Source organism: Undibacterium sp. Di27W, from assembly GCF_049340345.1.
Classification (GTDB): Bacteria; Pseudomonadota; Gammaproteobacteria; order Burkholderiales; family Burkholderiaceae_D; genus Undibacterium.
On record NZ_JBMPOS010000010.1, the window covers coordinates 242,075 to 258,556 of the forward strand.

Below are 16,482 nucleotides of genomic sequence, written 5' to 3' on the forward strand. Positions count from 1 at the left end.
TTGAAACGCTTGCCTTCTGCGGTTACAAACCATGTCTCGGCCGGACAGCCGGGACATTTTCTTTTGTTTCGAAAAAATTCAGATCAAAGCACAAAGTCAGTCACGACGATGCTGCCATTGCCTACCAGTTTTACGATGAAGTCACCAGCATCGACTGCATTCAAGTTGCTGCCTATGTTTTCAAAGGCGTAGTTGCCTGCGGCCGTGCCTGATTTAATCGTAATGTAAAAAGCCTGGCTGGCAGTATTCAAGGGACTACCTGCGCTGGCGGCGGCCTCATTAATGACGCTGGCTAATTGTGCAGTATCAGCCGCCGCGATCGTGAGATTGTCCAGGCTCGTAGCCTTGACACCCGTCGAGAACAGATCGGCACCGGCGGCCTTGAAATTGAATATGGTATCCGGTGTGCCATCACCCAATAAGGAACCTTTGGCAATGATTCTGTCTATGCCTGCCCCAGTGGCAGATAGTTTGATGGTATCCGCCGATGTGCTGCCGATGATGCCGACATGGCTGCTACCTGTGCCTAGCAGATTCAGAGTTTGTCCGCCGCTACCTAGCTGGAGAATTCTGAGGCTGATATCTTTGGTGATATTGAGCGTGATCCCGGCACCATTCGCATTGACAAAAATGTCGGCATTACCGCCATTGACTACGATGGTTTCAATATTGCTGACCCTGCTGAGGTTTCTGCTGTCGGTCAATACGCCCAGATCCAGTGTATCCGCACCAGCGCCGCCATCGATAGTGGTGCCCATGGCATATTGTGCATCCGTAATGTGAAAGACATCGTCCCCTGGTCCACCAACCAGACTGACATCGCCTTTGAAAAAGTGTGTACCCTGAGCCAGATCCTGGCCCAGGACATTAATCAGGTCGCGTCCGTAGCCCCCTGGGATAATAGCTAAATCAGTCACGATGGAATGTGCATATCCTGTCAATAAGCTGGCTGTTGCAGGGCTGCTTACCAGGCTCAGAAAATCTCTGCCTATACTTGGGCCGCGTACTCCTGTGACATCGTATTGGTAAGCAACCAGCAGGTCAATTCCCTTCAGCTCAGCGGTAAATGATGCTGCCGCACTACCCTTGCTGGCCAGAGTGATGGCATCAGCACCGATAGCGCCATTGGCAATAGCCAGTGCAGCCTGACCTATGCTGAATACACCTTTATTAATCTGCCCGCTCCAATACGCCAGACCAGAAGCATCGGCATCATGCAGGAACAGGTTTTTATAAATAAGCTTGAGTGTGGCTTCTATAGTTTGACCGTCAAAATTTCTTTTGTATTCAACTTGCTGTGCAAAACTATCTGCGATCTGTGTCAGTGAAAAATTCTGCTTCATCCAGTACTCCAGGCCTTCAGGATCTGCTGGTCGGCCGAAGTAAGCAATGTATATTTTTTGTATATCTGAGGCTGTGTTGGACATGAAATTTTCCGTTAAAAAATTTTATTGTGAGGAAGTCTGCAATGAATACATTGCCATATTGCTTCCAAATTCTGGCCGGATAGTAGCACCTGAAACCATGTAGTGTTGTGATGATCGTCACAACATTTTAATAAATAAAATAGGAAAATAAATAGGGTGAAATCCAGAGGTAATTTCAGCGTCAATTAAGCGTGGAATTTTTTTATAAGCTGGGAATAAACATGCCAGAAAAACTGCCTTTGCATTGATGCAGCAGCATGAAAAATTGGGAATTGATTTAGAAAACTGAGCGAGGAATTCAGGAATTTCAAAATGAATTGATATGTTCCCGAGCCATATGATGAAGTGAAGAATTGCCGCACTTGCAGCGTGACAAAGCGGCGTGAAGCCACGCAGCTTTCCTGATCTGCGATAACAAGAAAAGCGCTAAAAAGCGTTACCAAGCGAATGACGATTCATCAACACATTCGCATGGCCGCAGATACTACCTAAAAGCAGAGAGAGAACCAGACTGAACTGTAGCAGTCAAGAAGAGCCTGCCCGCCGCACCCGCGCTCTTCATTTTTGTTTCAACTGCTACAGCTTGTATCAAGATGCCCTGCTTATTCTCTCTGTCATCAAATGACGTCCATGTCAGATCTGCACCCAGTTACCTTTAAAGATAATCGGACCAGATGGTTTTTCAGGATTACCCGATCCGCCCTTGGGTTCCAGCGTCACTGCCAGCAAAGGCACGCTGTCTGCTGTCATGTCCTTAGGCATGGGCAGGGTGATGATGCCCTTGTCGGCCACCAGGCCCAGGGATTTGACTTTGCCATCCTTGCCCACAGCCCATAGTTCCAGGCTCTTGTCGGCAGCGATGTTTTGCGCTGTCAGCATGCGTATCTGTAACTGGCCGCGTTTGGTATCTCCAGTAATCACTGCAATAGCTTGTGCCTTGTCATCTGACAACGTGGCGACATAATTGCTTTGCGGTGCCGCTTGCTGTTGATCCGCCTGTTTGCTCAGCAAGACAGACACCAGCACCACGGCGGCAGTGGTGGAGAACATGCCCAGGCCGCGCCAGAAAGCCAGGTCTTCGCGCAATTTACCCCAGTTGCGCCAGTAGGCCCATGGGTCTTTGGTGGTGCTCAGGTTCAGGCGTTTTTCAAGTGCTGGCCAGACCGTGGCAGGTGCTGTTACTGCAGGAGCGAATTCTGCCATTGGCACCAGATGTGCTTCCCATTGGCCTACCACCTGGCGCAGGGCGGCATCCTGCTTGAGCCAGGCTTCAAAGCGGCGGCGTGCGCCACCGCGCAAGGTGCCGAGTACATATTCAGATGCCAGTTTTTCTTGCAGGCCTGGATTATTTTTTATCTGCTGTAAATTCATCATGCCTCCAGACGTGTGAGGCAGGTGCGTAATTTGTCTAGTCCACGCCTGATCCAGGTTTTCACCGTCCCTATCGGCAATTTCATGTGGTCTGCGACTTCGCTATGTGAGAGATCATGAAAAAACGCCATCGCCATTGCCTGCCTGTGCAAACCTTCCAGGCGTGACATGCAGGAAGCCAGTGCCCTGGCATCCTCAGTCAATTCCAGCGCCCGTGCCGGTGTAGTTTCAGTGCTTTCCATGGCTTGCATGATTCCCATATCAAAATTATCAGCATCGATTTCCACATCGTGATCAACACGACGCAAAAGATCGAAAGCGCGATTGCGTACGATCGTTGTCATCCAGGTCATCGGTGCTGCCAGACCTGCCTGATAACTGCCCGCGTTATTCCAGATGTTGACAAAACTCTCTTGTAAAACCTCTTCTGCCAACTCACGCTTAACTAATATACGCAGCGCAAAGCCAAACAGTTTCGCTGAAGTGGCGTCATACAGAAATTTAAATGCCTGAGCGTCTTTGCGGGCGACGGCGGCTAGCCAATTTTGTAACTGGCTGGTATCCAGAGCGGCAGTGGGCAATTGCTTATCCAATCTTGGCGGTCATTAGGCAGGGGTCTGACAATTCTCAGACATGGGCTGATTTTAGTCGATTTCCAATTTGTACACATAATGTACATCAGGAATTGTTGCTTTCTGCATCCATGGCAAGAAAGAGCCGGGGCTGCTTCAAACCTGCGCAGGGTGAAACTCCCTCTCCAGCATGGAGTAGCATTTCAGGTCCACATAGCGGCCATGTTTGTATTCACATTCCCGCAGCACGCCCTCTAACTGGAAGCCCAGTTTTTCTATCAAACGCCAGCTGGCGATGTTTTCTGGTTCGACCATGGCTTGCAAGCGATGCAGGCCCAGGTGCTGAAAGCAGTGGGGGATCATGGCGTTCATGCATTCAGGTATGACGGCCTTGCCCCAGTGGTCGGGTGCAAGCCAGAAGCCAGTTTCGGCGCAATGGTGTTCCTGCTCCCATTCATGCAGGCCACAAGTGCCTATCAATTGCGCTGGTGATTCCATGCTGCAGATGCCCCACCACAGGCCTGTACCGTCTTGCCAGACTTGCTCATACCAATCCATTTGCGCCTGGGTGGATGCCAGAGTTGCATAGCTGACGCCATAGTATTCAGTGACGCGCGGGTCGGACAAGCCGCGAAAAATGGCAGGCATGTCGGCGGCGACGATGCGGCGCAGTTGAAAGTTTGCTGTCTGTAATACGGGAAATACTTTGGTTTCAGGCATATAAGCTTTGCAATAACTGGTGACTTTAGACATTCTAATGCCAGTTGAGACATGGGGCTGCCTTGTTCTTGTACTCCTCGCGATAGCAAAATCTGGGATAATTCGCCTGCTCCTTATCAGCGAGTGAATTGATTAACAATATTGAAGAAATAATGAGCCCAGAGCAACGCAAAGAAGCCTCCGAACTGGAATTGCATAAACGTGGTATCCGCATCAATGTGCAATTGCATGTGATTGAGTCTGATGAAGAAGTGGAATTGCGCACGCCTGAAGAGCTGATGCAGCGCATGCTGGCCTTGTGGGCGGTGACGGCTGTAGCGGCTGGTGGCGATGTTGCACACTATCGCTCTTATCTGGAAACACATAGCCTGAAGCCCTGTTTGTCGGCGCAGGAACAGGCATTTTTGTTTGCAGATGACATCACTGAAGAATTGCGTGCGCAATTTCTGCAAAGGCAGGAAGCCCTGTATTTCCTCGCCTGGGCCGCGGGTTTGACCGACAAGCTGGCGGTCCCTACGCAGGCAGCAAACCTGAAACAAATTCTGAAACTCTTCCCGCATGCAATGGAAGCCCCCGAGCGTTTGCAGTCAGCCCTGAAGCCGCGCCGCAAGGGCCAGGTGCTGGATTGGTCGGATTTATTGTACCGCCTGCACTGGGCGGTTCGCCACGCACATATCACTGGCCGCGATGCACCGGGTAATCTGAATGCAGATGCTGTGCGCGAATGGCATCAGGCGGCCAACTGGCTCTGTCAGTATGAAGAAGAAAATGACTGGGACAAGGTCAGCACCGAAACCTGACTTAAGTCTTGCTTAGAAAGACTTGATGCTTATGCGTCCAGTCTTGCAATCATTGACTTCTTCCAGCATCTTTTGACAGCGCGGGCCTGAGAATTCAGCCTGCAGGGCATCGAGGAAGACCCTGGTGCGGGCTGGCATCAGACGACGACCCGGGAATACGGCCCAGACAGTGACTTCAGGCAGTTTCCAGTCTTCCAGCAAGGGTACCAGTTCACCCTTGTGCACATGTTGGCCGGCGAAGTGATCCGCCAGCATGGTGATGCCTTTGCCACGCACAGCCAGACGTGTCAACAGTTCAGGTGAATTGGCGCTGGCCCGGCCCGGCGGTATGCCTTCCCAGACTGCGCCATCTTTTTCCATACGCCAGACCGAGGCTTCGCCATTGCGGGTATTCAGTCGCAGGCAGTCATGTTCCATCAGCGCTTCGGGTTCTGCTGGCGCACCATGCAGTTTCAGGTAGGCAGGTGACGCATACAAACCCACACTGAAACGTACCAGCCCGCGTGCTGCCAGTGAGGCATCGTCCGGCAGGTCGCCAACACGTATGGCCACATCAAAATTCTCCCCTATCAAATCCACCCGGCGTGGTGACAGATCCAGCTCCAGATTCACTGCAGGGTATTTGCCGATGAAGTCAGATAACAACTCACCCATCTGGTGATTGCCAAAATCGCCAGGCATGGATATCTTCAGCCTGCCATTCGGTTCCACCTGCCTGTGCTGGGTCAGCGCCAGCGTGGCATTCACTTCTTCCTGCACATGTTGGGCATGCAGCAAGACATTTTGCCCCAGGTCAGTCACCGTCAGCTTGCGGGTGGTGCGCAAGATCAGGCGCTCGCCCAGCTGGGCCTCAAGGGCAGATATACGGCGTGACAAGGTTGACTTAGGCACGCCCAGCTTTTCTGCCGCCTTGCTGAAGCTGCCTTCTTCAACCACACAGGCAAATAGCAAAAGGTCATTGGCTTCGAGAGTCATGGTCGTACCTCCATGCTATTTTCCTATTTTTGGAACAATGATATCCATTTTAACGCCTTCCGGTTTGTTTTTGGAACGATTAAAGTAGCTCCATCAACTCTTTATCCGAAAGGAACACAAAATGAACATCCTGCAAATCAACTCCAGCGCCCGTGCCCAAGCTTCTCATTCCACTCAACTAGCGAACAGCCTGGTTGAGGCTTTGCTGGAAACATCTTCTGGTGCCACCGTGAATGTCCGTGACCTGGGTAGTAATCCTCATCCGATTCTTGATGAAACAGCACTGCAAGCCCTGTTCACCCCGGCAGATCAGCGTACTGCAGAACAACAAGCCCGCGTTGCCCTCGATGATGCACTGATTGCAGAAATCCAGGCTGCCAACGTAGTGGTACTCGGTGCACCGATGTATAACTTTGGTATCTCGGCCCAATTGAAAAACTGGATAGATGCGATTTCCCGCGCCCAGGTGACTTTCCGCTATACCGCCAATGGCCCTGAAGGCTTGTTGACTGGCAAGAAAGTGTACGTGGTACTGACACGTGGTGGCCTGTATCGCAATACACCAAACGACACGCAAATGCCTTACCTGAAAACCTTCTTTGGCTTCCTGGGCATGACCGATGTAGAGTTTGTCTATGCAGAAGGTCTGGCCATGGGCCCGGATGCAGAAAAAGCATCCCTGGCTTCAGCCCACCAGCAAATTAATGATTTACTGCCTGCTTAATCGACAACATTAACAGGCTATCTATAAGGACGATGGATCATGGAAACGACAGATGTAGTTGCAAGCAGCACAGTTCAACAGGCTGAACGCGTGAACACTTCACGCACGGTAGAACAACTGGTCGCCGGGCAGCCTACTTCAGATGGTGCCGGTGTCAAGCTGACACGGGTATTAACGCAGCCTCTGCAATACCGGCTGGACCCCTTCCTCATGCTGGATGCGTTCGGTAGTGATGAGGCAGGTGACTACATCGCCGGTTTCCCCAGCCATCCGCATCGTGGTTTTGAAACCATCACCTATATGCTGGCGGGACGCATGCGCCATCGCGACAGTGCCGGTAATGAAGGCTTGCTGCAAAACGGCGGTGTGCAGTGGATGACTGCCGGTCGTGGTGTGATTCACTCAGAAATGCCTGAGCAGGAAGACGGCCGTATGGCTGGCTTCCAGCTTTGGCTGAATCTGCCAGCAAAAGACAAGATGATCGCCCCCTGGTACCGCGATATCCAGAGCGACACCATCCCTGAATTGCTGACTGCAGCCGGTGTCAAAGTGCGCATCATCGCAGGTAGCAGCCACGGTGTGGCAGGTGCCGTGCAACGTGAAATGACCCAGCCTTTGTATCTGGATATACACATGCCAGCCGGTAGCAATTTTAGCCACAGCCTGCCAGCCAGTTTCAATGCCTTTGTGTATGTCTATGAAGGTGAAGTGCAGATAGGCGAGCGCGAGGTGTCGGTGCAACGCATGGCGATTTTGAAAAAATCGCCGGATGCCGATGGGGTGGTGATTAATGCCAAAGTTGATAGCCGCTTGTTGTTGATTGCCGGTCAGCCCCTGGGTGAAACGATTGTTCAGTATGGGCCGTTTGTGATGAATAGTCAGGCGGAGATATTCAAGGCGATTAGTGATTTTCGCGAGGGAAAACTAGCGGATGTCGTTTGATGCAAGAGCGAGGCTGAACGGGGAGCTTCGTAGGTTGGGCTACGGGTTATCACCCCAACACTGTGCCTCTGCAAACGTATACGTCATATAAACGCCGAGTGTTGGGCTGATGAAGCGTAGCCTAGCGAGGCCCGGCCCAACCTACGACCCTATCGATAAAAAATTCTACATATAAGGAAAAAATGAAACAAACAGAAACCATAGGACCCGTCTTCGGTTCCTTCATCGCCCGCGTCTTGATCGCCCTGATCTTCGTGGCATCCGGTGCCAGCAAGATCTCTGGCTTTGAGCAAACCGTAGGCTATATCGCCAGCAAGGGCCTGCCTTTGCCTGCGCTGGGTGCAATTGCCGCCATCGTGGTGGAGCTGGGTGGCGGCCTCATGCTCATCGTTGGCTGGCGCGCACGCTGGGCCGCAGCGGCAATGATACTGTTCACGCTGGCAGCGGCTGTCATCTTCCATAATTTCTGGGGCGTACCAGCAGATGCCGCACAAAACCAGATGATACATTTCATGAAAAATATCTCCATGGCGGGTGGCCTGTTATATGTACTGATACATGGCAGTGGTGGCTGGAGCCTGGATGGACGTAAAGCCTGATCAGGAATATTTTGCACAGTTTCAATAGTTAAAATAGCGGATTTGTCTGACGGCAAATCCGCTATTTTTTTACAGGCCCTGTCGTCGTTTCATCGTGCTGTAATCAAAGCTTCATACGCCTGACATATTTTTGTCCAATACTCCCGTGGATTAGCTCAATTGTCCAGGCGGGGTAAATGCGATGAAGATAGAAATCAATGGTCTTTCCAAAACCTTTAAAGGTGGTTATCAGGCATTGGACAATATAGACCTGACTTTTTCGCCCGGTGAAATGGTTGCACTCATCGGTGCTTCCGGTTCTGGCAAGTCAACTTTATTGCGCCATATTTCTGGTTTGATCACGGCCAATGCCGAGAAGAATGATATTCGCCTTGGTGAACAAGTCTTGCAGGCCAATGGTGTGGTCGGCAAGCAGATCCGCCATCTGCGTTCGCAAATCGGTTTTGTTTTCCAGCAATTCAATCTGGTCGGGCGTTTACCTGTGCTGACCAATGTACTCACTGGTGGTATCGCCCGTATCCCGCTGTGGCGTAGTTGTTTCCGTATTTTTACCCAGGAAGAAAAAGCCCTGGGCCTGGCTGCGCTGGCGCGTGTGGGTATTGCTGAACATGCTTATAAACGCGCTTCAGCCTTGTCTGGCGGTCAGCAACAGCGTGCAGCGATTGCCCGCACCATCGTGCAACAAGCCAAGGTAATCCTTGCAGATGAACCGATCGCCTCGCTGGACCCTGAGTCTGCCCGTCGTGTCATGCAGACTCTTGCTGACCTGAATCGTCAGGACGGTACTACCGTTGTTGTCTCTTTGCACCAGGTCGATGTGGCTTTTCGTTTTTGCCCGCGCACTGTTGCGCTCTCGCGTGGCCGTGTCGTCTATGACGGCCCTTCCAGTGAACTGACAGTGTCCATGTTGCGTGACCTGTATGGTGCAGAGGCCGAAGAATTGCTCAATCCTGTACCAGTCAATACGGCAAGTACCGCCCCCGCTACTGACGCACTCTCTTTACCCACTCTCGCGGCTGCCGCCTGAGTTTCTTTTCCCTTCAGGAGTATTTCCATGTTTCGTCAATTCGCGCGCAGTCTGACTCTGGGCCTGGTGATGGCCGCAACGGCTACTGCCGTCATGGCAGAAGATGCAGTCAAGACTTTGAACTTTGGCCTCATCTCTACCGAATCTTCACAAAACCTGAAACAGGACTGGCAGCCTGTGCTGGATGACATGAGCAAAAAACTGGGCATCAAGGTCACGGCCTATTTTGCTTCTGACTATGCAGGTGTCATTGAAGGCATGCGTTTCAACAAAGTGCAGTTCGCCTGGCTGGGTAATAAATCAGCCATCGAAGCTGTTGACCGTGCCAACTCTGAAGTGTTTGCACAGATGATCAATGCAGATGGCACTCTCGGTTACTACAGCATGATCAGCGTACATAAAGACAGCTCTTACCAGACTGTAGAAGATGTCTTGAAAAACGCCAAGAACCTCAATTTTGGCATAGGTGACCCCAATTCCACTTCCGGCTACCTGGTGCCCAGCTATTATGTATTCGCACAAAACAATGTGAATCCAAAAACCGCCTTCAAGACTGTGCGTGGTGCCAATCACGAAACCAATATCCTGGCCGTCGCCAACAAACAGGTAGATGCCGCCGTGCATAGTTCTGATACGCTGGACCGTATCAAGGCACGCCAGCCAGAAACAGCCAGCCAATTGCGCCAGGTCTGGAAATCTCCTTTGATCGCTGCTGATCCTCTGGTATGGCGCAAGGACTTGCCAGCTGATATGAAAAACAAGATCAAGGATTTCTTCGTCAACTATGGCAAGACTGGCCCTGATGCCGCGCGTGAAAAAGCACAATTGGCCAAGCTGACTTTGGGTGGTTTCCAGGATTCCAGCAATGCCCAGTTGAAGCCTGTACGCCAGCTTGAATTGTTCAAGGAAAAAGTCAAGATAGAAGCAGACGTCGCCCTGAATGCTGATGAAAAGAAAATCAAGCTGGATGATATCAACCGCAAACTGAACGACATCACCAAGTCTTGATCGCATGAACAATACACCAACAGCTCGCCCGCAAGTCGTCATGAATTTGCCTGAAGCACCAAAACGCGATACCGGCAAATTACTGGTCTGGGGCATAGTTCTCGCCATCCTTGCCATGTCCTGGCAGGGGGCTGATATGCGCCCCCTGGAATTACTGCGCGACAGCGGCAATATGCTGACTTATGCCGCCAGTTTTTTTCCGCCAGACTTTCATGAATGGCGTATTTACTTGCAAGAGCTGTTGGTGACTTTACAGATCGCTGCCTGGGGTACTGCGCTGGCAGTAGTCTGCTCTATCCCCTTGGGTTTGCTGAGCTCATCAAATATTGCACCAGCCTGGGTCAGTCAGCCTGTGCGCCGTCTCATGGATGCTGCACGTGCCATCAATGAAATGGTGTTCGCCATGTTGTTTGTCGTGGCGGTGGGTCTTGGCCCTTTTGCTGGTGTGCTGGCTTTGTTCGTGCATACGACTGGTATCTTGTCCAAGTTGTTTTCTGAAGCGGTAGAAGCTATCGATCCGCAACCGGTAGAAGGCATACGTGCTACAGGTGCGCATGCGCTGGAAGAGATAGTCTATGGTGTCTTGCCGCAAGTCATGCCACTGTGGGTGTCGTTCGCGCTGTACCGCTTTGAATCAAATGTGCGCTCTGCCACTGTAGTTGGCATGGTCGGTGCTGGTGGCATAGGTGTGATCCTGTGGGAGGTCATACGCGCTTTCCAGTATGCGCAAACCTGCGCAGTCTTATTGATGATCGTGCTGACGGTCAGCATGATAGATGTGATTTCTTCCCGTCTCAGAAAAGTCTTCATCTGATATGTCTGATATGCAAACACAGAACCGTCAAATTGTTCAAGGGATCAAGCTCCCGCAAGTCATAGACTGGTTGCAAAACCGCGCTGGCGGTTTGTATGGTGGCGAAGCCATTACCCAGCTGGAGCATGCCCTGCAATGCGCCAGCCTGGCCATGCAGGAAGGTGCAGGCGATGCCCTGGTGATTGCTGCGCTCTTGCACGACCTGGCGCATATGGCTGACGATGAAACCGATGAGACTTTCCCGCATGGTGAGCTGGCAGCCTTGTTACTGGCAGAATTGTTTGACAGGGATGTGACTGAACCCATACGTATGCATGTCGCTGCCAAACGTTATCTGTGCGCGGCAGATCCCCTGTACTGGTCTAGCCTGTCACATGCATCACAACGCAGCCTGATATGGCAGGGTGGCCCTTTCTCGGTGACGCAAGCGACAGAATTCATAGATCAGGACTATGCCGAAGATGCAGTCAGATTGCGTCAGTGGGATGATACGGCAAAAGTGGTAGGCGCGAAGACTGTGGACCTGCAGGTTTTCGTCGTGATGATGGAAAAACTGAATCTGGAATTCACCCAGGCAGTAACTGTGTAAAGCAAACATGTGCAGCCCATCTTGGCTGCACACGATGCTGTAATAACAGCATTCTTCTATTCTTTAGCAAATATCTTTAACAGCTTTTGTCCTGCAATGTGTATAGGCCCGCTATTGTCTATGCAGACAATATCCTGGTCATCAGGCACAGTGAATTTCAAACCCCGGTCAAGACGGTTCAATAGAGCTGCACCAGACTCACGCTGGCGTTTTTCCATGCGCTGCCTGATTTGTTCGGGGTCAGCCATGATCCAGATAATGCGCGCATCCGGGAATAGCTGGCGCAGTTGTGGCAGGTATTCACGCGAACCATTAACAACCACGTCCTGGCCGCATTTGAGTTTGGCTTCTATATTCCTGCGTATGCCATAGCTGAGACCATTGGCTTGCCACTGCATGCAAAAATGACCGGCAGCGGCTGCTTGCCAGTAAGCTTCCTGGTTCAAGACTTCATGCGCTTCGCTGTCGTGGGCGGGGCGGGTGATGGCCCGCTGCGCAAATTCCAGTGCAGCATTGGCAGGCAGGTTGTCTTTGACCCAGTGCAGCAGGGTATCCTTGCCAGCCCCTGAAGGGCCGACGACAAAATACAGGCGGCCAGCCGCTGGCAGGGATTTTTGTTGTACCCTGGCCTGGAAAGGGAAACGCATCCAGAAGTTCAAAGGCGCACCGTGCCGTTCTTCACGGAATATCGTCAATGCATCTATATCGAGCGGTGTATTATCCAGCAAGCGTGAGAACTGCTGTTCTGCTGCCTTGCGCAAGGCGTACTGTGCATCAGCATCTACATCCAGTAAATCATCACTGAGTGTCAGGTGGAAGCGGTATTCTTCTTCAGTATAGGGATAACCCCATTGCTGCAATAGCGCTTCCTGCCTGGTACTGAGACCAGCATGACGGCGCTTGGCCAGATAAGTCGCATCAGGGGCGCGGCGCAATAAATCAAAATAACTGACGCAACGCATGGCCAGGGCATTGATTTCGGCTTCATCACCTTGCGGGCGTAATGCCAGGAAATTGCCCATCATGCGCACCTGCATTTCCCTGATGCTGATGACGGGCTGCACCTGGGCAAAGGCGCTAGCCATCTGTATCAGGTCCGCTTCCTGAAAACCTCCCAGCAAGTTGAAAGGGGCTTTCAGCGTCGCATGAAAGCCATAGCGTCTGGCTTCACTGGTGAGCTGACTGAGCAGGATATCTGGCACGCCATTGATATGTGCTTGCGGCATTTTCCCTGCATGCATGGGGTCGCGCCCCAGCCAGTTGGCACCAGCCTGCCACCATGGGCTATCTGGCGCTGGGGAAAAGTAGAGGGCATAGCGCATCAGGCTGCCAGTTCCAGAGACTGCTGATATTGCAAGCGTTGTGGCTCGGCGCAAAATACCAGCTTGCCTGCGGCGATAGTGGCAATCAGACGTGGGCTACCATCAGCCTGCTTTTCTATCATGATGAGGTCAGCACGCTGACCAGTAGCAATATCGCCCCTGTCATGTAAACCCAGTACGCGGGCAGGATTAAGCGACACCAACTGCCAGGCTTGTGCCAGGCTGCAAACATCTTCCTGCTCCAGGCGGAAAGGCGCATGCAATAGAGCCGGATAGTAATAATCAGATGCCAGTGTGTCACACAGGCCACGGCGCACCGCATCACTGGCTGACAGGCCGCCACAGTGGCTGCCACCGAGCAAGACATTCGGTGCACCCATGACGACATGGTTGCCTAATGCCTTAGCAGCCTGCAAAGCTTCTTCTGTTTTGGGAAATTCACTGACATCGACGCCCAGTTCCTGGAAGCGCTCCCTGTCCATGCGGGTTTCATCATCATGCGATGCCATCGCGATGCCGTGCTGACGGCAAGCTGCAGCAAGCTGGCTGATCGCCTGTGCTACTTTTGGGGAGCGCGATTGTGCCTTGTGCAGGCGCTCCAGAAAACCGGCAACATCACAACGCGCACGTTCCGCGTAAGTCACCAGTTTCTCTGGCGACGCACTTTTCTTCAGGATGGAAGGTAGGTGTTCATTGAAGGCAAAGAAGGCAATCAGGCCAGACTCTATCCAGTTCAATGCATCATTCAAGCCATCCAGATGGTGGTTCTCAAAACGCAGATGTATCAAGTGATCGGCATGTACGCGGGATTTTTGCGCAGCCACTTGTTCTAGCGTAGCCAATGCTGCTTCACGTCCGCGCAAACCACCTTCCCAGGAGAAGGTCAGGCCGTGGCAAGCTGTGGTAATACCATTGCTGATTAGCTGTCTGTCGGTATCGGCAAAAGCGATATCATAGGCAAAACTGGTTGCCGGGCGTGGTTGCAACTGGCGCTCAAAAGCATCGCCATGGATATCGACCAGGCCGGGCAATATCAGCAAACCTGTGGCATCAAAAAACTGTTGCTTGCTATGATGCTGGAAGTGATTGCCGCCTGTGCTGGCAATGTGCAAACCTTGCAGATGCAGTCTGTCTTCAGACCAGCCAGCGTGACCATTCTGGTCTTGTTGCAGATACTTGCCACCTTGTATAGCGATATGCGTTTCCATCTTGAGCCTCTTGGTCTGGATGACAAATCATAAACCTGAAATATGACTGGAAATTGACAAGAAAATCTCACGTTAAATTCCACGCTAAATGTCATCAAGACTTCATTTTTGCCTGTTGTAATGTGAGGCTATGAACGCTGATCAAACCCCCAACTCTGCCCAGCAAGAGCGTGCTCGCTGGATGTCCATATTAGCGAAAGCGCCTGCTCCAGAACTCGCTGCCAGTGTGCGCCAGTTCGGTGAACTACCTTCCTATTTATGGTTAAGAAAACCCGAAACCGGCCTCGCCATGGTCAGAGCCAGAACTGGTGGCAGCGGCAGCCAGTTTAATCTCGGTGAAATGTCGGTGACGCGCTGTGCCTTGCGCCTGGCGACAGGTGAAACTGGCGTGGCCTATGTGGCTGGCCGTGACCAGCGCCATGCAGAATGGGCAGCGATTTTTGATGCGCTGATGCAAGGCGAACACAGGCCAGCGGTCGAAGAAAATATCATCAAGCCTTTGGAATTATTATTGCAGCAGAAGCGCCAGCAATTACAGGCTGAAGCGCAGGCCACCAGGGTGGAATTCATGACCATGGTCAGAGGAGAAGATGCATGACATATACACTGGACACTGCAGCTTCATCCATGCAGCAACTTTTGCCCGCGTGGGAAGACACGGTACATGATGCCCAGACTGTCTTCCGTAGCTTGCTGAAAGCGCTGTCCGAGCCCGGCACTATCCAGCGCCTTCGAGTGAAGCTGCAAGCACCTGCACCTCTGCATATGGCAACAGCAGCAGCCTGCCTGGCCCTGATGGATTATGAAACCACAGCCTGGCTGGCAGAAGAACTTGATAATGATGCAGTGCGTACTTATCTGCGCTTCCATTGTGGTTTGCCGCTGGTGAGTGAGAAATCTTCGGCGAATTTTGCAGTATTGGGTAGCTCATTGCAGCAACTGAATCTGCAGGGCTTTGCCCAGGGCAGCATGACTTATCCTGACAAGTCTGCGACCTTGCTGATACAGGTCGATGATTTTTTCAATGGCCCTGAATATCAACTGACAGGCCCAGGCATCAAGGACAAGCGCAGTATCTATATCAATGGCTTGCCTGCGGATTTTGTCAGCAAATGGCAAGTCAATCATGCCGGCTTCCCGCAAGGTGTGGATGTGATTTTTTGCAGTGGCGACGCAGTACTCGGCTTGCCGCGCACCAGCAAGATAGCGGCAGTGCAGTCTGAGGAGTTACCATGTACGTAGCCGTCAAAGGTGGCGAAAAAGCCATTGCCCAGTCATATGAAGCGCTGGCAAAAATGCGCCGCGGCGATACTGCCGTACCTGAACTCAGCATAGCCCAGATACGCGAACAAATGTCGCTGGCCGTGGCCCGTGTCATGGGTGAGGCTTCGTTGTATGACAAAGACCTGGCGGCACTTGCCATCAAGCAAGCCAGTGGCGATTTGATAGAAGCCATCTTCCTGCTGCGCGCCTACCGCACAACCTTGCCACGCCTTATGGCGACTGTGCCTGTGGATACCGCCAATATGCTGATACAAAGACGCATCTCGGCGACCTTCAAGGATGTGCCGGGTGGTCAGGTATTGGGCGCGACTTATGACTATACCCAGCGCCTGCTGGATTTTTCACTGGCGGCAGATGCCATGAGTAGTGGTGGTACTGAACCTGTAGCACAGGAAAACATAACAGCAGAAGCCTGCCCGCGTGTACTCGACTTCCTGAATGCAGAAGGTTTGATAGAACCTGAACTGATACCTGAAGGTGACCCCGAGCCTTTTGACCTGACACGTGAGCCTCTGCAATTCCCTGCCAGCCGCGCCTTGCGCCTGCAAAGCCTGGCACGTGGCGATGAAGGTTTTCTGCTGGCACTGGCCTATTCTACGCAGCGCGGTTATGCCCGCAACCATCCCTTCGCTGGTGAAATACGTTATGGCAAGGTCAGCGTGCAAGTCGTGCCTGAAGAACTGGGTTTTGCCATAGATATAGGCGAGATCGATATCACCGAATGCCAGATGGTGAATCAGTTCGTCGGTTCACAAAACGAAGCACCGAAATTTACCCGCGGTTATGGCCTGGGCTTTGGTCATTGCGAACGCAAGACCATGGCCATGGGCGTCGTGGATAGAGCCTTGCGTGCCAGCGAGCTGAAAGAAGAAATCACGGCACCAGCACAGATGGAAGAATTCGTGCTCTACCATGCCGACAATGTAGAAGCATCTGGTTTCTTGCAACATCTGAAGCTGCCACATTATGTGGATTTTCAGGCTGAACTCAGCCTTTTGCGTGGCATACGTGCAGCTATCGATGCCAAGGCTGCTGAAGCTGACAAGCTTGAAACAACAGATGAACAAGCTGCTGAAAAATCTGGCAAGAAGGCAGCATGA

18 protein-coding genes are annotated in these 16,482 nt (G+C 52.0%); 11 read left to right on the plus strand and 7 right to left on the minus strand.

The features are described from left to right. Positions 1 to 83: 83 nt before the first annotated feature. The 4 genes from ACO0LF_RS20430 to ACO0LF_RS20445 form a co-directional block, all read right to left on the minus strand. A complete protein-coding gene (locus ACO0LF_RS20430; RefSeq protein WP_423017347.1) occupies positions 84 to 1,427 on the minus strand; it encodes a DUF4214 domain-containing protein in 1,344 nt (447 codons plus the stop codon). Between the two features lie 633 nt (positions 1,428 to 2,060). After that, a complete protein-coding gene (locus ACO0LF_RS20435) occupies positions 2,061 to 2,801 on the minus strand; it encodes an anti-sigma factor (RefSeq protein WP_423017350.1) in 741 nt (246 codons plus the stop codon). Further along, a complete protein-coding gene (locus tag ACO0LF_RS20440; RefSeq protein WP_423017352.1) occupies positions 2,798 to 3,379 on the minus strand; it encodes a sigma-70 family RNA polymerase sigma factor in 582 nt (193 codons plus the stop codon). Before ACO0LF_RS20440 ends, ACO0LF_RS20435 begins: the two co-directional genes overlap by 4 nt. Positions 3,380 to 3,526: 147 nt before the next feature. Further along, positions 3,527 to 4,090 carry a GNAT family N-acetyltransferase gene (locus tag ACO0LF_RS20445; RefSeq protein WP_423017354.1) on the minus strand — a complete coding sequence of 188 codons (564 nt, stop codon included), beginning with the start codon at positions 4,088 to 4,090 and terminating at the stop codon, positions 3,527 to 3,529. Positions 4,091 to 4,242: 152 nt separating this feature from the next. On the opposite strand from ACO0LF_RS20445, the gene ACO0LF_RS20450 reads away from it, so the two are divergent. Next, positions 4,243 to 4,890, plus strand: a complete 648-nt coding sequence (locus tag ACO0LF_RS20450) for a DUF4272 domain-containing protein (RefSeq protein ID WP_423017356.1) — start codon at positions 4,243 to 4,245, stop codon at positions 4,888 to 4,890. Positions 4,891 to 4,902: 12 nt separating this feature from the next. Here ACO0LF_RS20450 and ACO0LF_RS20455 read toward each other — a convergent pair whose 3' ends face one another. Continuing rightward, positions 4,903 to 5,865 carry a LysR substrate-binding domain-containing protein gene (locus ACO0LF_RS20455; protein WP_423017358.1) on the minus strand — a complete coding sequence of 321 codons (963 nt, stop codon included), beginning with the start codon at positions 5,863 to 5,865 and terminating at the stop codon, positions 4,903 to 4,905. 121 nt (positions 5,866 to 5,986) lie between these two features. On the opposite strand from ACO0LF_RS20455, the gene ACO0LF_RS20460 reads away from it, so the two are divergent. From ACO0LF_RS20460 to ACO0LF_RS20490, 7 genes are all read left to right on the plus strand, one after another. Next, positions 5,987 to 6,589, plus strand: coding sequence for an FMN-dependent NADH-azoreductase (locus tag ACO0LF_RS20460; RefSeq protein WP_423017360.1), 603 nt, complete (start codon positions 5,987 to 5,989; stop codon positions 6,587 to 6,589). 39 nt (positions 6,590 to 6,628) lie between these two features. Beyond that, a complete protein-coding gene (locus ACO0LF_RS20465) occupies positions 6,629 to 7,531 on the plus strand; it encodes a pirin family protein (protein ID WP_423017362.1) in 903 nt (300 codons plus the stop codon). A 182-nt stretch (positions 7,532 to 7,713) separates the two neighbouring features. Continuing rightward, a complete protein-coding gene (locus tag ACO0LF_RS20470) occupies positions 7,714 to 8,130 on the plus strand; it encodes a DoxX family protein (protein WP_423017364.1) in 417 nt (138 codons plus the stop codon). Between the two features lie 181 nt (positions 8,131 to 8,311). Next, positions 8,312 to 9,157: a phosphonate ABC transporter ATP-binding protein gene (phnC, locus tag ACO0LF_RS20475; protein ID WP_423017366.1), complete on the plus strand. Its 846-nt coding sequence runs from the start codon at positions 8,312 to 8,314 to the stop codon at positions 9,155 to 9,157. Between the two features lie 27 nt (positions 9,158 to 9,184). Next, the gene (phnD, locus tag ACO0LF_RS20480) at positions 9,185 to 10,165 is read left to right on the plus strand and encodes a phosphonate ABC transporter substrate-binding protein (RefSeq protein ID WP_423017368.1); all 981 of its coding nucleotides are present in this window, start codon (positions 9,185 to 9,187) and stop codon (positions 10,163 to 10,165) included. 40 nt (positions 10,166 to 10,205) lie between these two features. Continuing rightward, entirely contained in the window at positions 10,206 to 10,979 is a 774-nt protein-coding gene (phnE, locus tag ACO0LF_RS20485; RefSeq protein WP_423017416.1) for a phosphonate ABC transporter, permease protein PhnE, read from the plus strand. A gap of 10 nt (positions 10,980 to 10,989) precedes the next feature. Beyond that, positions 10,990 to 11,568, plus strand: coding sequence for an HD domain-containing protein (locus ACO0LF_RS20490; RefSeq protein WP_423017370.1), 579 nt, complete (start codon positions 10,990 to 10,992; stop codon positions 11,566 to 11,568). Between the two features lie 56 nt (positions 11,569 to 11,624). Here ACO0LF_RS20490 and phnN read toward each other — a convergent pair whose 3' ends face one another. Continuing rightward, the gene (phnN, locus tag ACO0LF_RS20495) at positions 11,625 to 12,890 is read right to left on the minus strand and encodes a phosphonate metabolism protein/1,5-bisphosphokinase (PRPP-forming) PhnN (RefSeq protein WP_423017372.1); all 1,266 of its coding nucleotides are present in this window, start codon (positions 12,888 to 12,890) and stop codon (positions 11,625 to 11,627) included. Beyond that, positions 12,890 to 14,098: an alpha-D-ribose 1-methylphosphonate 5-triphosphate diphosphatase gene (locus ACO0LF_RS20500; RefSeq protein ID WP_423017374.1), complete on the minus strand. Its 1,209-nt coding sequence runs from the start codon at positions 14,096 to 14,098 to the stop codon at positions 12,890 to 12,892. The genes phnN and ACO0LF_RS20500 overlap by 1 nt, the downstream gene beginning before the upstream one ends. Positions 14,099 to 14,228: 130 nt before the next feature. On the opposite strand from ACO0LF_RS20500, the gene phnG reads away from it, so the two are divergent. From phnG to ACO0LF_RS20515, 3 genes are read left to right on the plus strand one after another with little or no spacing between them, the layout of a single operon-like run. Further along, the gene (gene phnG / locus ACO0LF_RS20505; RefSeq protein ID WP_423017376.1) at positions 14,229 to 14,696 is read left to right on the plus strand and encodes a phosphonate C-P lyase system protein PhnG; all 468 of its coding nucleotides are present in this window, start codon (positions 14,229 to 14,231) and stop codon (positions 14,694 to 14,696) included. Continuing rightward, a complete protein-coding gene (gene phnH / locus ACO0LF_RS20510; protein WP_423017378.1) occupies positions 14,693 to 15,340 on the plus strand; it encodes a phosphonate C-P lyase system protein PhnH in 648 nt (215 codons plus the stop codon). The genes phnG and phnH overlap by 4 nt, the downstream gene beginning before the upstream one ends. Further along, positions 15,331 to 16,482, plus strand: coding sequence for a carbon-phosphorus lyase complex subunit PhnI (locus ACO0LF_RS20515; RefSeq protein WP_423017380.1), 1,152 nt, complete (start codon positions 15,331 to 15,333; stop codon positions 16,480 to 16,482). The genes phnH and ACO0LF_RS20515 overlap by 10 nt, the downstream gene beginning before the upstream one ends.

Bases quoted from the DNA above. Each gene is read 5' to 3' on its own strand.
- ACO0LF_RS20490 (WP_423017370.1), top strand. From the start codon at position 10,990: ATGCAAACACAGAACCGTCAAATTGTTCAAGGGATCAAGCTCCCGCAA.
- phnH (WP_423017378.1), top strand. From the start codon at position 14,693: ATGACATATACACTGGACACTGCAGCTTCATCCATGCAGCAACTTTTG.
- phnE (WP_423017416.1), top strand. From the start codon at position 10,206: ATGAATTTGCCTGAAGCACCAAAACGCGATACCGGCAAATTACTGGTC.
- ACO0LF_RS20470 (WP_423017364.1), top strand. From the start codon at position 7,714: ATGAAACAAACAGAAACCATAGGACCCGTCTTCGGTTCCTTCATCGCC.
- ACO0LF_RS20460 (WP_423017360.1), top strand. From the start codon at position 5,987: ATGAACATCCTGCAAATCAACTCCAGCGCCCGTGCCCAAGCTTCTCAT.
- ACO0LF_RS20515 (WP_423017380.1), top strand. From the start codon at position 15,331: ATGTACGTAGCCGTCAAAGGTGGCGAAAAAGCCATTGCCCAGTCATAT.
- ACO0LF_RS20500 (WP_423017374.1), bottom strand. From the start codon at position 14,098: ATGGAAACGCATATCGCTATACAAGGTGGCAAGTATCTGCAACAAGAC.
- phnC (WP_423017366.1), top strand. From the start codon at position 8,312: ATGAAGATAGAAATCAATGGTCTTTCCAAAACCTTTAAAGGTGGTTAT.
- phnN (WP_423017372.1), bottom strand. From the start codon at position 12,890: ATGCGCTATGCCCTCTACTTTTCCCCAGCGCCAGATAGCCCATGGTGG.
- ACO0LF_RS20435 (WP_423017350.1), bottom strand. From the start codon at position 2,801: ATGATGAATTTACAGCAGATAAAAAATAATCCAGGCCTGCAAGAAAAA.
- ACO0LF_RS20465 (WP_423017362.1), top strand. From the start codon at position 6,629: ATGGAAACGACAGATGTAGTTGCAAGCAGCACAGTTCAACAGGCTGAA.
- ACO0LF_RS20450 (WP_423017356.1), top strand. From the start codon at position 4,243: ATGAGCCCAGAGCAACGCAAAGAAGCCTCCGAACTGGAATTGCATAAA.
- ACO0LF_RS20445 (WP_423017354.1), bottom strand. From the start codon at position 4,090: ATGCCTGAAACCAAAGTATTTCCCGTATTACAGACAGCAAACTTTCAA.
- ACO0LF_RS20430 (WP_423017347.1), bottom strand. From the start codon at position 1,427: ATGTCCAACACAGCCTCAGATATACAAAAAATATACATTGCTTACTTC.
- phnG (WP_423017376.1), top strand. From the start codon at position 14,229: ATGAACGCTGATCAAACCCCCAACTCTGCCCAGCAAGAGCGTGCTCGC.
- phnD (WP_423017368.1), top strand. From the start codon at position 9,185: ATGTTTCGTCAATTCGCGCGCAGTCTGACTCTGGGCCTGGTGATGGCC.
- ACO0LF_RS20455 (WP_423017358.1), bottom strand. From the start codon at position 5,865: ATGACTCTCGAAGCCAATGACCTTTTGCTATTTGCCTGTGTGGTTGAA.